This is a genomic window from Microbacterium lacus (genome assembly GCF_002812805.1).
Classification (GTDB): Bacteria; Actinomycetota; Actinomycetes; order Actinomycetales; family Microbacteriaceae; genus Microbacterium; species Microbacterium lacus_A.
Genome location: NZ_NMUM01000023.1, coordinates 1 through 15,817, shown reverse-complemented (window position 1 = coordinate 15,817; position 15,817 = coordinate 1). Strand labels below are relative to the sequence as shown.

The following is a 15,817-nucleotide window of genomic DNA, read 5'->3' as shown; positions in this document are numbered from 1 at the left end:
CGCGAATGGCGGGTCGAACGTCACGACCGGGCGATGTGTCAGTGCCCGACGACGATGAGCACGAGGCCCGCGAGCACCGCGGCGGCGGCGAGGCCGAAGCATCCGTAGGCCGCCCAGAGCGCGACCCGGCGTTGGCCGTCGGTCAACGGGCTCTTCTTCGCGGCCTTGGCCGCAGCTTTCGCGGCGCGGCGCGCCTCTTTCTCGGTGATGACCGCGATGGCGTCGGTGAAGTCGGCCGGCGCGACCACCGGCGCGCGCCCGGCACGCACGAGCATCCGCAGGCCCAGTGCGTAGAAACCCACGACGAGGACCGCGCCCGTGAGGGCAGCGATGAAGACCTGTACGAAGGCGAACCAGTTGATCGTCACGTTCACTCCCCCCGACCCTTTTCCGGGCGCCGCTCGGCGTCGGCTTCTCCGGCGGCGGCGCGTGCCTCTTCCCGTGCAAGCGCCCGCTGGCGACGGGTCGGGGGCGGGTTCCGCTTGACCTTGACGGCCTTGCCAGAATCAGCGACCTCGCTCATCGCGTTCGCGGCATTGACTGAGTTGCGACGCGACCGCAGGAACAGCGCGATGACGATCAGGACCGCCAGCACCGCGTCGATCACGACGCCCCAGGTGCCGAGCCACACCACGACCAGCGCCGCAGCCGCGCCCACGCCGCCGGCGGCCGGCAACGTCAGCAACCATCCGATCGCGATGCGTCCGACGGTGCGCCACCGGACGGTCGATCCGCGGCGTCCGAGTCCCGAACCGATCACCGAACCGGACGCGACCTGGGTCGTCGAGAGGGCGAAACCGAGGGCGCTCGAGGCGAGGATCGTCGACGCTGTGGATGCCTCGGCCGCGAAGCCCTGAGCCGGCTTGATGTCGGTCAGCCCCTTGCCGAGGGTGCGGATGATCCGCCATCCGCCCATGTAGGTCCCGAGCGCGATGGTCAGGGCACACGCCACGATGACCCACAGTTGCGGGTCGGGCGAGGACTGCCAGCCCACCGTGATGAGGGCGAGGGTGATGACGCCCATCGTCTTCTGCGCGTCGTTCGTACCGTGGGCCAGGGCGACGAGGCTCGACGTGAAGATCTGGCCCCACCGGAATCCATCGCGGCCGTCGGGCCGACCGTCGTAGCGGCGAGTCAGGGAGTATGCGAGCTTGGTCGCGGCGAAGGCGATGATGCCGGCGGTCAGCGGCGCGATCACGGCGGGCAGGATGACCTTCGACAGCACCACGCCGAAATCGATCGCCATGACCCCGACACCGACAAGTGTCGCGCCGATCAGTCCGCCGAACAGGGCGTGCGACGAGCTCGAGGGCAGACCCAGCAGCCACGTGATCATGTTCCAGGTGATCGCGCCGATCAATCCCGCGAAGATCAGCGCCGGAAAGACGGCCGCAGAGATCTGATCCTCGCGGATCATTCCGCCCGAGATCGTCTTCGCGACCTCTGTCGAAAGGAACGCGCCGACCAGGTTCAGGCAGGCAGCCAACAGAACCGCGACCTTGGGCTTGAGCGCGCCCGTCGCGATGGGCGTCGCCATCGCATTCGCGGTGTCGTGGAACCCGTTCGTGAAGTCGAAGAACAGGGCCAGAACGATGACCAGGACAATGATCAGGGCTGCGGCGTCCACCGTTCGCTTTCCGTCGAGGATATGGGAGAGAGTGCCGCCGTGGGCGGCGTGACGAACGAACAGTTCACCGTCGGTTCAGGTTCCGTTAACCAGCCACGGAGAATCCTGACAGGACGTTCCGGCGCGGTCAACTCGCCTCGGACATCGCGTCGGAACTCGCGCATTCCGGCGGTGTCCGCCCGACGAGACCGTTGGCCAACGAGACGCCAGACGCAATCCGATAGCCGACCGGTCGCGAATACGAGGGTGCGGGCCAGAGTGGTGTCGCGGGGCGGAGACGATCATGGCGAAACCGATCAGGGCCAAGCGCGGCGGAACCAAACGGTTCTTCGGATGGTCGGCTCTCGCCGGCATCGTCAGCGCAGCGGTGTTCCTGGCTGTCGCCGAACTCTTGGCCCTGCTGTTCGCGCGCGGGGGCTCGCCCCTCCTCGCGGTCGGATCGTTCGTGATCGACATCGTGCCGCAACCCTTCAAAGAGTTCGCGATCGCGACCTTCGGCGAGTACGACAAGATCGCCCTGCTCGTGGGCCTCGGCCTCGCGGTGCTGATCGCGTCGGCGATCGCTGGGGTCCTCGAGCTCGTGCGCCCACCGCTCGGCGCGGTCGCTCTCGGCATTGCCGGTGTCCTATCGGTCGCCGCCGTCGTGACCCGCGCGGGTGCAACCGCGGTCTCGTGGATCCCCTCGGTCGCGGGAGCGATCGCGGGTGCCGCACTGATCATCGTGCTGGGCCGGATGCTTCGGGCCTGGCGTGCGGACACCGCCCGCGCGTCCGACGCAGCATCGGGCACGGCCGACTCCCCCGCCTCGGGAGTTGCGCGACGTCGCTTCCTGCTGATCGGCGGCATCGCTGCCGCCGGGGCCGTGGTTGTCGGCATCGGCTCGCGTGTCGCCGGGGCCACGACATCCTCGATCGCCGCGATCCGGCGCGGACTGAACCTTCCCGCCCCCCGAACGACGGTGACGGTTCCCGCGGGAGCCGAGCTGGACATCGAAGGCATCTCACCGCTCTACACACCGAACGCGGACTTCTACCGCGTCGACACCGCGCTGACGGTGCCGAGCATCGATCCCGAGACGTGGCGCCTGACCGTCGTCGGCATGGTCGACACCCCGCTGGAACTGACGTTCGATGACCTGGTCGGGATGGGGCTGGACGAATACTCCGTCACCCTGACGTGCGTTTCGAACGAGGTCGGCGGCGACCTCGTCGGCACCGCGAAGTGGTGGGGCGTGCCGATTCGCGACGTCCTGCGCGCCGCGGGCCCGGCCGCGGGGGCCGACATGGTCCTCTCGCGCAGCGTCGACGGATACACGGCGAGCACGCCCCTCGAGTCCCTGACAAACGACGGACTCGACGCGATCCTCGCGGTCGCGATGAACGGCGAGCCCCTGCCCCTCGAGCACGGCTTCCCCGTGCGGATGGTCGTGCCGGGACTGTACGGCTACGTGTCGGCGACGAAGTGGCTCACCGAGCTGAAGGTCACCACTTTCGCCGACGACGAGGCCTACTGGACCCCGCGCGGGTACAGCGCCGAGGCTCCGATCAAGATGTCGTCCCGCATCGACACCCCTCGACCCGGCAACCCTGTGGCCGCAGGTCGGGTCCCCATCGCGGGTGTCGCGTGGGCCCAGACGGTCGGAATCGACCGCGTCGAGGTGTCGATCGACGACGGCGACTGGCAGGTCGCGAACCTCTCCACCGCGGTCGGTGTCGATACCTGGGTGCAGTGGTACGTCGACTGGGACGCCACCACGGGCACGCACTATGTCACGGTGCGCGCGGTGAACGCGGCCGGCGAAACGCAGACGCAGGAGCGGGCACCGATCGCACCCGACGGGTCGAGCGGATGGCAGCGGACCCTCGTCACCGTCACGTAGGCCCGCCGGACCCCCACGTCGCCGAAACACCCCTGGCGCTGCGAAACACCCGCCGACTAGGGTTGTTTCGTCGCATCAGGGGTGTATCGCTACTGAGCAAGGGCCTCAGCCGTGGAACAGGCCGTCCGGGTCTCCCTGCTCGGCCAGGTAGGCGCTGCGGCGCGCGAACAGGTCGGGGGCGAGGGCGCGGACGCGGTCGATCAGCTCGCCCATGTCCGCGGTCTGCAGCTCGCCGTCGCGCACGACGATGTTCCCGTCGACCATCGTCAGATCGACATCCGACCCGCGCACCGCGTGCACCAGGTTGTGGTGCAGGTTCGCGTAGCCGCCATCGGCGAAGAGCGGAGTCATCCGCGGCGTGTGCGTCCGCACGGCGACCAGGTCGGCCTTGCGCCCCACCTCGATCGCGCCGAGCTCGGCGCCGCGCCCGATCGCCGCCGCTCCCCCGCGGGTCGCCATGCGCAGCACGTCCCAGGAGTCCATCGCCGCGGCATCCATCGTCCGCAGCTTCCCGAGAAGAGACGCAACCTTCATCTCCTCGAACATGTCGAGGTTGTTGTTCTCTTTCTCGCCGTCGGTGCCGAGCCCGACGTTCACTCCCGCGGCGAGCATCTCGGCGATCGGCGCCATGCCGCTCGCGAGCTTCATGTTCGAGACGGGGTTGTGCGAGACACCGACGCCGCGCTCGGCGATCAGGTCCACCTCCGAGCCGTTCAACCAGACCGCGTGCGCGATCATGGCGCGGGGCACGTCGAAGAATCCGAGCTTCTCGAGCGCGAACATGGGCCGCATGTCGTAGCGGTCGCGGAAGTCAGCGAGTTCGATCTCGGACTCGCTGCAGTGCGTGTAGAGCCCCGTGTCGAACTCGCGCGCCATCGCGATCGCGCGTTGCATTCCGGCTTCATCGGCATAGAACGGATGCTCCAGCCCGACCCACGGCATGATGCGACCGTTCGCGGCACCGGTCCACTCGCGCAGCATCCGTTCGTTGTCATCCAGCGTGTCGAAGTAGTCGAAGTCGGGGTGTTCGCCGACGTAATTGACCGTGACGACGCGGTTGCCCAGCGCCTCAGCCGCGCGCGCCGCACCGTCCATGTAGCGCCACATGTCGACCACCGTCGTGGTACCCGACAGCAGCCCTTCGGCGTAGCAGAGCCACGCGGCGGCCTCGGCCTCTTCGGGCTTCAGTACCCGGTGCATCGGGTCGATGTGCAGCCGCAGCCACTCCCAGACCGGCAGGTGCTCGGCCGTGCCGCGCAGCATCCCGGAGTGGTGGTGTGCATTGACGAGCCCGGGCATCAGCAGGCGATCGGGCAGCTCGACGATCTCGGCGTCGGGATGACGAGCGCGTAGATCGTCGGCGTCCGCCACCTCGGCGATCGTGTCGCCGACGACGAGCACGCCCACCCCCGACAGCACGGTGAGGGCATCATCCATCGTCACGACGTGGTCGGGCAGAAGCAGGAGAGGAGCGGGGTGGGTCACCCGTCGAGTGTGCCGTCTCGATCCCGCCAGCTCGCCCGGATGGCGTCCACGAAACAAAGAGTTTACGAAGCGGATGTGTTGGGCCGGTCGCCATCCCGCAATAAAAACCAGTTCACAAGTTATTTCCCAACATCATGAACCGAATAGTACAACCACGATCGGTCCGCCTAGCATGGGGGTACTCCCCCGCGGTCGCCCGGCCCCGGTAGGTGAAGGACGCTCCATGAACCACACCATCCGGCCCCAGCGGCCAGACCTCGACCCGGCCGTCGCCGCGTTCCTCGATGCAGGCCCCCAGCGCCTCCTGATCGACGGCAACTGGCGTGCCGCGTCTTCGGGAGAGACCTTCCAGACCTGCGACCCCGCGACGGGCGCCCTGCTCGCCGAGGTCGCGCGCGCGACGGAGGCAGACGTCGATGCCGCCGTCACCGCCGCGAGTCGAGCTCTCCGCGCCCCGGAATGGGCCGACATGACACCCGCTGCCCGAGGCGCGCTGCTCTGGCGCATCGCCGACCTGATCGAGGCCCACGCCGACGAACTCGCGCAGCTCGAGAGCCTCGACCAGGGCAAGGCCTGGCGCACATCGCGGTTCGGCGAGATCCCCGCGGCCATCAATCAGTTCCGCTACTACAGCGGCTGGCCGACCAAGATCCTCGGCCAGACGATCCCGACGTCCCTCTCGCGCACGCCCCCGGGCAAGAAGGTCTTCGCGTACACGGTCCGCGAGCCCGTCGGTGTGGTCGCGGCGATCGTGCCGTGGAACTCTCCGCTACTCATGGCCTCGATGAAGCTCGCGCCCGCGCTGGCGGCCGGTTGCACCGTGGTGCTCAAGCCCGCCGAGGACACCCCGCTCACCGCCCTCCGACTCGGGCAGCTGCTCGTCGAGGCCGGGGTACCGGACGGTGTCGTCAACATCGTCACGGGCTACGGAGCCGAAGCCGGGAGTGCCCTCGCGGCGCATCCCGGTGTCGCGAAGATCACCTTCACGGGATCGACCGTCGTGGGCAAACAACTCGCGGCTTCCGCGGGTGCGGATCTTCGCCGGTTGACGCTCGAGCTCGGTGGCAAGTCCCCCTCCATCGTGATGCCCGACGCCGACCTCGACGCGGCGGTCGAAGGCATCTCGCGCGGCATCTTCGACAACGGCGGCCAGGTGTGTGTCGCGAGCGCGCGGGTCTACGCGCACCGGGATGTCTACGACCGGCTCGTCGCCGGCATGGCGTCGTACGGCTCGGCGTTGCGACTCGGGCACGGGCTCGACACCGAAGCCGACCTCGGCCCGCTCGTGAGCGCCCGACAAGCGGAGCGCGTGGACGACTTCATCCGCGAGGGCGCCGCCGACGGCATCGAGGTCGTGACGGGCGGGCGACGCGAAGGACCGCTCGGCACCTTCTTCGAACCGACCGTGCTGACCGGCGTGCGCGAAGACATGCGCATCATGCGCGAAGAGATCTTCGGCCCCGTCGCCGCGGTGGTGCCCTTCGACGAGCTCGACGAGGTGCTCGGGTGGGCGAACGACACCCGATACGGCCTGGCCGCGAGTGTCTGGACCGAGGGACTCTCGAGCGCGCACCGCATCGCATCGCGCCTGCAGTCCGGCACGGTGTGGATCAACTGCCACTCGTTCCTCGGACCCGAGCTGCCCAAGGGCGGGCACAAAGAGTCCGGATGGGGATACGAGAACGGATCGCAGGGGCTCGAAAACTACCTCGAGACAAAGACCGTCGTCGCGCTCCTCTGACGGCGCACATCTGAGAAATACGGAAGTCGGATCGCGAGATGAAGATGCTGCTGGGCGCGTTCGAGATGGTCAATCCGAACAATGGGATGCCGACCTGGACCCACCCCGACGGGCGCGGTGACGACTGGGACGACCTGTCGCACTGGACGAAGCTCGCGAAGACCCTGGATGCGGCCGGGTTCGATTTCCTGTTCTTCGCGGACACCTATGGATACCCGACCCTGGAGGGGCGCGTTCCCGACGAGACGATCGCCCACGGCATCCAATTCCCTGCGCTCGACCCGATGCTGATGATCGCGGCGCTCGCGGCCCAGACGACGTCGCTCGGCTTCGTGGTGACGTCGCCGACCGTGGCCGAGCGGCCGTACGGCACGGCACGCCGCTTCGCGACTCTCGACCGGCTGACGGGCGGACGTATCGGCTGGAACATCGTCACGGGGAGCTCGCAGGCCACGACCGACGCTCTCTTCGGCCTCGAGCCAGCAGCCCCGGGTGCGCACGACTCGCGCTATGACGCGGCCGATGAGTTCGTCGAACTGTGCCTGCGCTTCTGGGAGCACTCATGGGAGGACGACGCCGAGGTTCGCGACCGCGCGCGCAACGTCTATGCCGACCCCACGAAGGTACGGCCCGTCTCGTTCGACGGCGTCCACCACCGCGGACACGGGGTTTTCGCCGTACCACCGACGCCGCAGCGCACCCCCGTCCTCTTCCAGGCCGGCACCTCAGACCGCGGCCGCGCCTTCGCGGCACGGAACGCCGAGGCCGTGTTCATCCAGGGCCAGTCGATCCCGCAGGCGGCGAAGGTCGTCGCGGATGTCCGGGCCCGAGCGGTCGCGGCGGGTCGTCCCGCCGACGACATCGCCGTGATCAGCGGCGCGACGATCATCGTGGCCCCGACGAGCGAAGAGGCTCACGCCCGCCGTGCCGAACTCGACGCCCTGTACGCCCTGGACGATGCGGCGGTCATGTTCGCCGGGTTCACCGGGGTCGACCTGACCCGTGAAGACCCCGACACGCTGCTCGAGGATGTCGTGTTGCCCGCGGGCGGCGCACAGGGACAGACGCTGCTCGACCGATACCGCGCCCAGGGCAGCGTGCGCGTGCGCGATGTGCTCGACGGATTCCGGGGGCGAGGCATCCGCGGGTTCCTGGTCACCGGGTCGCCCGTCGAGGTCGCCGACGAGCTCGAGACGATCGCGCGCGAGACGGGGCTTGCCGGCTTCATGCTTGAGCCCACTTTCGGCGGGCTCGGCTGCTTTACGGACTTCTGCGAGCTCGTCGTGCCGATCCTGCGCGAGCGCGGACTGCTGGCGGATGCTCCGGGCACGACGCTGCGCGAGCGCATGCACCCGGGCGGCGGGCCACGCTTGGCGTCGACCCATCCGGCCGCCGCGTTGCGCACTCACGCCTGATCCGCACGTCCCGAACCAGTACCCGAACGCCGAGAGGACACCCATGCAGAAGACCGGAGTGGAGGCCGTGCTGCGCGGTCTCGAACGCGCAGGGGTGAGCGTGGCGACGTACCTGCCCGACTCGCTGCTGAAGGAGTTGTACCCGGCGCTGGACGCGGCCCCCGACATCCGCACCATCCCCGTGACGAACGAGGGCGAGGGTGCCGCGATCGCCGGCGGGGTGTTCCTCTCGGGTAAGCGCGCCGTGCTCGTGATGGAGAACTCGGGGCTCCGCGCCGCGACCGAGCACCTCGCGCGCCTGGGCCTGGGCTCCGGCATCCCGGTCGTCATGATCATGAGCTACCGCGGCGAGATGGGCGAGAACAACTGGTGGGCGATCCCCCACGGCATCACGATGGAGCCGCTCCTCGGAGCCTTGCGGATCCCCTACCGCGTCGTGCGGCGCGAGGACGAGATCGAACAGGCCATCGTCGACGCCTTCGAGTGGTCGTACACCGCGTATTACCACTCGGCCGTCGTCCTGGGTGGGGAGGTCGTCCGATGAGCATGTCGCGTTTCGCCTGCATGCAGGCCCTGGGTGCTCGGCTGAACGACGAGCTCGTCATCCTCTCGCTCGGCGGCGCCGTCGATGAGTGGTTCAACGCCGCCCCGCACATGCGCGAGGGGAGCCTGTTCCAGCAGCAGCTCGGATGCGTCAGCGCCGAGGCCTTCGGGCTCTCGGTCGGACTCCCCCACCGTCGTATCGTCTCGCTCGACACGGACGGCGGGCTGCTGTTCAACCTCGGCATCTTGGCGACGCTCGGCAACGAGCAGCCGCGAAACCTCTTCATCGTGGTGTGGGACAACGAGCAGTACCAGTCGATCGGCGGACCGCGCACGCACACCGCCTCGGGTCGCGTGGATCTTGCGGGCATCGCTCGGGCCGCGGGCGTCGAGCACGCCTACACGGTGAACACGCTCGAGGCCTTCGACGAGCACTGTGCCGCGGGCCTCGCCTCGACCGTGCCGTACATCGTCGTCGCCAAGACCGACGGCATCCTCGAGCCCGGCATCAAGCGCAAGCATTCGGACGGCCGCGAGGACACGTACACCTTCGTCCGGCACGTCGAGCGCACCGAGGGCATCTCGATCATGGGTCCGAGCGAGCACAACTGATGCCGATCGTCGCCTCGCCGGTCGCGGAGTACGCCTCGCCCCGCGCGGAGTATGACTGGGTCATCGTCGGGGGCGGCTCGGCGGGGTGCGTGCTCGCGAACCGACTGTCGGCGGATCCGGATGTCTCGGTCCTGCTGATCGAGGCGGGCCCGAGCGGCGCGGGACCGGACGGAACAGCGGTCGAGGCAATCGACCGGGCCGACTCGTGGGTCTCGCTGCTCGGCTCGGAGCACGACTGGGGCTACACGTACACCCCGACGCCGCTCGTGGACGGGCGCACCATCCCGATCCCGCGCGGTCGGGTGCTGGGGGGCAGCAGCGCGATCAACGCCATGCTCTGGTACCGCGGCCATCCGTCCGACTACGACCGCTGGGGGGCCGAGGGGGCGACGGGCTGGGACGCCGCCCTCATGACGCGGCTGTTCCGGACCGTCGAAGACTGGGAGGGCGGAGCGGATGCCTGGCGCGGCGCCGGCGGACCCATCCGCATCGAACGGTCCCGCAACCCCCACCCGATCGCGGTTGCGCTCATGCAGGGCTCGGCCGAACTCGGCTTGCCCATCACCGACGACCTGAACGGGCCCTCGAACGAAGGCGCGGCGTGGACCAACTTCTCGGCGACGACCGCGCCGGATGGCAGCATGAGGCGCTGGAGCGCGGCGCGGGGGTACCTCGCGCCCGTGCTCTCGCGCCCGAACCTGCATGTTGTGGTCGACTCGCCCGCCTTGTCGCTCGAGATCGACGGGACGCGGGTTTCCGGCGTCCGACACCTGGTCAACGGGGCGTCCGTGCTGACCCGCGCCGGGCGGGGCGTCGTGATGACGGCCGGCGCGATCGACACCCCGCGCCTGCTGATGCTCTCGGGCATCGGCGACGCGGATGCGCTCGGAGCCCTCGGCATCCGTCCACGGGTCGACCTGCCGGGCGTCGGGGCGAACTACCAGGACCATCCGCTGATCGAGGGCGTGACCGCGCGGGCTCGGGCGCCGCTCGGGCTGGTGCGCGACAACGGCGGGGGCGCGATGCTCAACTGGCGCAGCAGCCTGGCGGGGGCGGCGCCCGATCTGCACGCGTTCGTCGTGCAGGGACCGCACGCGACGGCCGAGGTGCGCGCCGAATATGACCTGACGGGTGATGTGTTCGCCGTGTCGCCGGGGCTCATGGATTCGCGGAGCGTCGGGCACGTGCGGCTGCGGTCGGCAGACCCGGGCGTCGCGCCCGATATCCAGCCGAACTTCCTCGCCGAGCGTCACGACCTCGACGCGCTCGTCGAGTCGCTCGACACGATCCAGGACCTCTTCGGTACGCGGGCGTTCGCCGACCTGATCGAGGCGCCGCTCGCCCCGGCTGGGCGTTTATCGCGGCGAGAGGCCGAGCGATACATCCGACGCTCGGTGTCGACGTTCTTCCACGCGTGCGGCACGGCGCGCATGGGTTCGGACGATGAGGCCCCCGTCACCCCCGAGCTTGCGCTGCGCGGCGTCGACGGCGTGTGGATCGCGGATGCCTCGGTCATGCCGACGATCCCGACGTGCAACACCCTCGCGCCGGTCTACGCGATCGCCGAGCGCGCTGCCGAGCTGCTCGGCGCGCCGGCAGTCGTGCGCTGACCCCGCCCCGGACCGCTCGCCTGGCACTTGTTGCGACGTATGCGCCGTCGAAACCGCAACAAGTGCGAGGCGAGGGCTTCCGGCGCCGCGATGGCTACCGGACGAGCGTCGCCGGAGCCCGCCACGGATGCCTCGGCTAACGTGGATCTGTGACCCACGACGCCTCGCCCTCCGAGAACGCCCGACCCCAGACATCCGCTCCCACCGCCCCGCGCGTGCCGCACAGCCGCGAGTTCCACGGCGATGTCGTGGAAGACCCCTACGAGTGGATGCGTGCGAAGGACGACGCCGAGGTGATCGCGCATCTCGAGGCCGAGAACGCCTACACCGCTGAGCGCACGGCGCACCTGGCGGGCCTGCGCGAACGGATCTTCGGCGAGATCAAGGACCGCACGCTCGAGACCGACCTCTCCGTCCCGTCGCGTCGCGGTGCCTGGTGGTACTACGGCCGCACGATCGAGGGCAAGCAGTACGGCGTGCAGTGCCGCGCTCCCCTGGCCTCGCCGGATGACTGGACCCCGCCGGAACTCACTCCCGGTGAGCCCGTGCCCGGCGAGCAGGTGCTGCTCGATGCGAACGTCGAAGCCGAGGGGAACGAGTTCTTCTCGCTCGGCTCGTTCGACGTGTCGGACGACGGACGCCTCATGCTGTTCGGCGTCGACGTCGCCGGTGACGAGCGCTACACGATCCGCGTCCGTGACCTCGAGACAGGCGCCGAGCTCGGCGACGAGATCCCCGGGACCTCGTCGGGAGCGGAGTTTTCGCCCGATGGCACGTCGATCATCTACTCGACCGTCGACGATGCCTGGCGCCCCGATACGCTCTGGCGGCACGTCGTCGGCACGCCGGTCGCCGATGACGTGAAGCTCTTCCACGAGCCCGACGAGCGCTACTGGCTCGGCGGTGGCTTCACGCGCAGCGAGAAGTATCTCGTCATCGGGCTCGGATCCTCGATCACGTCCGAGATGTGGCTGGTGCCCGCCGACGACCTGACCGCCGAGCCGCGGGTCGTCTGGCCCCGCCGCGAGGGCATCGAGTACTCGGTCGACCACGCGATCGTCGACGGCGCCGACTACCTGTACATCCTGCACAACGAGGATGCCCTGGACTTCGAGCTGGTCCGGGTCCCGGTGACCGACCCCGCTGGCCAGCGGGCCATCGTGCGGCCGCACACCCCCGGCATCCGTCTGCTCGACGTCGACTGCTTCCGCGACTTCGCGACCATCGAGTACCGGCGCGAGGGACTGGCCCGCATCGGCCTGCTCGACTACGCGAACGGGAATGTCGACGAGCTCACGTTCGACGAGCCGCTGTACGCGGTCGGCTTCGGCGGCAACCGCGAGTGGGCCCCGCCGATGCTGCGGCTCGGGTACGACTCGTTCGTCACCCCGAACACGGTCTACGACTACCGCCTCGAAGACCGCGAGCTCCTGCTGCGCAAGCGCCAGCCGGTGCTCGGCGGGTATGAGGCGGCCGACTACGAACAGGCGCGCGTGTGGGCGACCGCACAGGACGGCACCGAGATCCCGATGTCGCTCGTCTGGAAGCGGTCGTTCGGCGACGCGGGAGTCGCTCCCCGGCCGCTGCACCTGTACGGTTACGGCTCGTACGAGCACTCGATCGAGCCGCGGTTCTCGGTCGCACGCCTGTCGGAGCTCGACCGCGGCGTCGTCTTCGCGGTCGCGCACGTACGCGGGGGCGGCGAGATGGGCCGCCAGTGGTACGAGGACGGCAAGCTCTCGAGCAAGCGCAACACCTTCACGGACTTCGTGGACTGCGCGCTGCACCTGATCGATGCGGGCTACACCTCGCCCGACCGGCTGGTCGCCGAGGGCGGCTCGGCCGGTGGGCTGCTCATGGGCGCGGTGGCGAACCTGGCGCCCGAGCTGTTCGCCGGGATCGTCGCGGATGTGCCGTTCGTCGACGCGCTGACGACCATCCTCGACCCGTCCCTGCCGCTGACGGTGATCGAGTGGGATGAGTGGGGCGATCCGCTCCACGACCCCGAGGTCTACGCCTACATGAAGTCGTACTCACCGTACGAGAATGTGCGGACGGATGTCTCGTACCCCCGCATCCTCGCCGTCACGTCGCTGAACGACACGCGCGTACTGTACGTCGAGCCCGCGAAATGGGTTGCGCGACTGCGCGAGGTCGGTGCCGACGCGATGCTGAAGTGCGAGATGGTCGCCGGGCACGGCGGCGTCTCGGGCCGCTACAACGCGTGGCGCGAGCGGGCATTCGAGCTGGCCTGGCTGCTCGACGTGCTGGGCGTCGCCGACGCCTGACCCGCCGCGTCCGCTTCCCTATCCATGTCCCACTTTTCAGGGGTCGCGTCCCACTTCCGCTGATCCGTGTCCCACTTTCCTGCGTTATTCGGACCCGATACCGGGTCAAAGTGGGACGCCGTGACCAAGGGTGTCCCACTTTTGCGCTCGAAACCGGCACCAAACCGAGCCAAAGTGGGACACGGTTGAGAGCACGCGTGCCATGCAGGTCTAGTTGGTCACGGGCGCGGAGAGCTGCTCACTCACCCGGCCGCCAGCCAGCACGAATGAGCGCTTCACGCACCCGTTCCACCGCTCTGCGACCTCCGTGCTGCATGTGAGCGTTCAGAATGCGCACATGATCCCAGCCGTTCTCACGGATACTGTCCCATCGGTCGGCATCCTTCGCGAACTGGCGCCGGTCGGTTTCGTGAACACGACCGTCGTACTCGGGGCACACGCGCCACCGCGGGTAGGCAAGATCGAGCTCGGCGACCGCCTTGCCCCGCCCGTCGCGCAGAACCCAGTTGATCTCCGGCTCCGGCAGTCCCGCACGGGTCAGCACGAGGCGTAGCCGTGTTTCGCGAGGCGATCGCACTCCGGCGCGCGCCTCGATCAATGCACGACGAAGGATGCCTCGCCTCACGTCGCCCATCACCTCGATCTCTTCACGCAGCTGCTCCGGGATCGCCAACGGTCGCTCGCCGGATAGGAGGAAGTCCGCGCCAGCGATGAGGTCATCGAGCGGCCACAGCGAGCCAACCTGACGCCAAGCACGCACGGGCGCCTCGATCGGAAGGCCTGTCCGGCTGAGCATTACCGCCGGTTGCCGGACCTGCAGCCGATGCCCGACGACTCCCGAGATGCGCGGTTCACGGCTCGGACGATGCGCGGCAACGTGCAAGCGCGGACGATAGGGCCAATCCGGCATCGGTGCTCCTACCGCCTCGAGCGCCGTCTCATGGCTGAAGAACTGCCAGGCCGCCAACCGCGGGGCGTACTCCGCCGCGAGCTCGAGCGATGTCGATGGGCCGGGGAGCAATCGAGATGTTCGCAGACCTCGGTGCGGTGACCGCAGATCGCTGCGATCGAGCCTGGCAGCGCTAACGCCCATGGCCCGCGCATCGGACACACGGAACACCGGGGTGAGGGCTTCGGGAAGAGGTTCGGGTCGCCGCATCCATTCAGGGTGGAGGCATCGGGTGCGTCTCGTAGCTTGGTGTCAATTCCTGCGGGGTTCTCGTCGTCGTTGACGTAGGAGGGCCATCGTGGGATGACCAGTTGTTTCCGCCAAGAAGCAAAGAAGAGATCCCACGATGACCCAGAATCAGTCTGCCTTGACGACCCTGATCGCAGAAGTCCTCGCCGATCCTGACCTCGCCCATTCCGACGTGTTCCGTCGGATGCTGCAGGCGGGGCTGCAGGACCTTGTTGACGCGGAAGCGACCGCGAAGATCGGCGCGGCCCGTTACGAACGCACGGCGGAGCGCACCACGCGTCGCAACGGTGCTCGCGCGAAGACGCTCGCCACGCCCGCGGGGGAGGTCGACATTCAGATTCCGAAGCTGCGGGAGGGGTCGTTCTTCCCGAGCCTGCTCAGCCCACGCCGCCGTGTCGACAAGGCGCTCTACGCGGTGATCTGCCAGGCCTGGATCGACGGAGTCTCCACCCGCAAGGTCGACCAGCTCGTCCGCGCGCTGGGCAACGACACCGGCATCAGCCGGTCCACCGTCTCCCGCATCTGCTCCGAGATCGATGAGGTGGTGCACGAGTTTCTGCACCGCCGGCTCGATCACACCTGGTTCCCGTACCTGTTCCTGGACGCCACCTACCTCGACGTGCGCCACCGTGGCCGGGTTCTCTCCCAAGCCCTCATCGTCGCGACCGGGGTCAGCGGCGACGGCCGTCGGGAGATCCTCGGGATGGCTCTCGGCGACGCGGAGACGACGGACTTCTGGACCGAGTTCCTCCGCTCCCTCCGCGACCGCGGTCTGAAAGTCTCCACCGACACAGACCCGCTCGGCGTGACCCTCGTCACGTCCGACGCTCACGCCGGCATCAAAGCCGCCGTCAAAGCGATCCTCCCCGGATCGGGCTGGCAGAGATGCCGCGTCCACTTCGCTCGTAACGTCACCCAGAAGCTCGGATCGGCACGCTCCAAGCCCGTCAACGCGCTGATCTCGACGATCTTCGCGCAGACCACCCCCGAGGCCGTGATCGCCCAGTATCACCAGGTCTCCACGTCCCTCCGCGGGTCGTTCCCGGAGATCGCAGACATGCTCAATGCTGCCGAAGCAGACCTCACCGGATTCGCGCCGCTCCCGCGTGAGCATTGGCAGAAGGTCTGGTCCAACAACCCGATCGAGCGCCTCAACCGTGAGATCAAACGCCGCGCCGACGTCGTGCAGATCTTCCCCGACCGCGACTCCGTCACCCGCCTCATCGGCGCCGTCCTGCAGGAGCAGCACGAGGAATGGCAATACGGTGAACGCCGCTACCTCTCCGACATCTCCATGCGCAAACTCGTCCACACACTCCAAGACCACGCCGAGCCTGAGCGCCCCGACCTGTTCCTCACCGCCTGACCCTCACCCATCAAGGAAGCAGCCGGATTGACACCACAACACGGGACTTGACC

12 protein-coding genes are annotated in these 15,817 nt (G+C 68.7%); 8 read left to right on the top strand and 4 right to left on the bottom strand.

Annotation, left to right across the window (positions count from 1 at the left end; all coding sequences use genetic code 11):
- Nucleotides 1-38 precede the first annotated feature (38 nt).
- Nucleotides 39-374: a hypothetical protein gene (locus CGU34_RS07825; RefSeq protein ID WP_036299087.1), complete on the bottom strand. Its 336-nt coding sequence runs from the start codon at nt 372-374 to the stop codon at nt 39-41.
- Nucleotides 371-1,627 (bottom strand): inorganic phosphate transporter, encoded by a 1,257-nt coding sequence (locus CGU34_RS07820; RefSeq protein ID WP_100813795.1) that lies wholly within the window; start codon nt 1,625-1,627, stop codon nt 371-373. Before CGU34_RS07820 ends, CGU34_RS07825 begins: the two co-directional genes overlap by 4 nt.
- Before the next feature lie 283 nt (nt 1,628-1,910).
- Here CGU34_RS07820 and CGU34_RS07815 point away from each other — a divergent pair, with 283 nt between their 5' ends.
- Nucleotides 1,911-3,506, top strand: a complete 1,596-nt coding sequence (locus CGU34_RS07815; protein WP_100813794.1) for a molybdopterin-dependent oxidoreductase — start codon at nt 1,911-1,913, stop codon at nt 3,504-3,506.
- 105 nt (nt 3,507-3,611) lie between these two features.
- Here the strand turns inward: CGU34_RS07815 and CGU34_RS07810 are convergent, their stop codons facing one another.
- Nucleotides 3,612-4,991 carry an amidohydrolase gene (locus tag CGU34_RS07810; protein WP_198517719.1) on the bottom strand — a complete coding sequence of 460 codons (1,380 nt, stop codon included), beginning with the start codon at nt 4,989-4,991 and terminating at the stop codon, nt 3,612-3,614.
- 223 nt (nt 4,992-5,214) lie between these two features.
- On the opposite strand from CGU34_RS07810, the gene CGU34_RS07805 reads away from it, so the two are divergent.
- From CGU34_RS07805 to CGU34_RS07780, 6 genes are all read left to right on the top strand, one after another.
- Nucleotides 5,215-6,732 carry an aldehyde dehydrogenase family protein gene (locus CGU34_RS07805; protein WP_100813793.1) on the top strand — a complete coding sequence of 506 codons (1,518 nt, stop codon included), beginning with the start codon at nt 5,215-5,217 and terminating at the stop codon, nt 6,730-6,732.
- A gap of 38 nt (nt 6,733-6,770) precedes the next feature.
- Nucleotides 6,771-8,147 (top strand): NtaA/DmoA family FMN-dependent monooxygenase, encoded by a 1,377-nt coding sequence (locus CGU34_RS07800; protein WP_100813792.1) that lies wholly within the window; start codon nt 6,771-6,773, stop codon nt 8,145-8,147.
- 43 nt (nt 8,148-8,190) lie between these two features.
- Nucleotides 8,191-8,691 carry a thiamine pyrophosphate-binding protein gene (locus tag CGU34_RS07795; RefSeq protein ID WP_036299093.1) on the top strand — a complete coding sequence of 167 codons (501 nt, stop codon included), beginning with the start codon at nt 8,191-8,193 and terminating at the stop codon, nt 8,689-8,691.
- Nucleotides 8,688-9,302: a thiamine pyrophosphate-dependent enzyme gene (locus tag CGU34_RS07790; protein WP_198517718.1), complete on the top strand. Its 615-nt coding sequence runs from the start codon at nt 8,688-8,690 to the stop codon at nt 9,300-9,302. The genes CGU34_RS07795 and CGU34_RS07790 overlap by 4 nt, the downstream gene beginning before the upstream one ends.
- Nucleotides 9,302-10,912: a GMC family oxidoreductase gene (locus tag CGU34_RS07785; RefSeq protein WP_100813790.1), complete on the top strand. Its 1,611-nt coding sequence runs from the start codon at nt 9,302-9,304 to the stop codon at nt 10,910-10,912. The genes CGU34_RS07790 and CGU34_RS07785 overlap by 1 nt, the downstream gene beginning before the upstream one ends.
- A gap of 149 nt (nt 10,913-11,061) precedes the next feature.
- On the top strand, nt 11,062-13,200 hold the full coding sequence (locus CGU34_RS07780) for a S9 family peptidase (RefSeq protein WP_100813789.1): 2,139 nt from the start codon (nt 11,062-11,064) through the stop codon (nt 13,198-13,200).
- A gap of 238 nt (nt 13,201-13,438) precedes the next feature.
- On the opposite strand, the gene CGU34_RS07775 is transcribed toward CGU34_RS07780, so the two are convergent.
- Nucleotides 13,439-14,221: a hypothetical protein gene (locus CGU34_RS07775; protein WP_100813788.1), complete on the bottom strand. Its 783-nt coding sequence runs from the start codon at nt 14,219-14,221 to the stop codon at nt 13,439-13,441.
- A gap of 274 nt (nt 14,222-14,495) precedes the next feature.
- Between CGU34_RS07775 and CGU34_RS07770 the strand changes: the two genes are divergently transcribed.
- Complete coding sequence (locus CGU34_RS07770; protein WP_100809674.1) at nt 14,496-15,764, top strand: IS256 family transposase; 1,269 nt, start codon at nt 14,496-14,498, stop codon at nt 15,762-15,764.
- Nucleotides 15,765-15,817 lie beyond the last annotated feature (53 nt).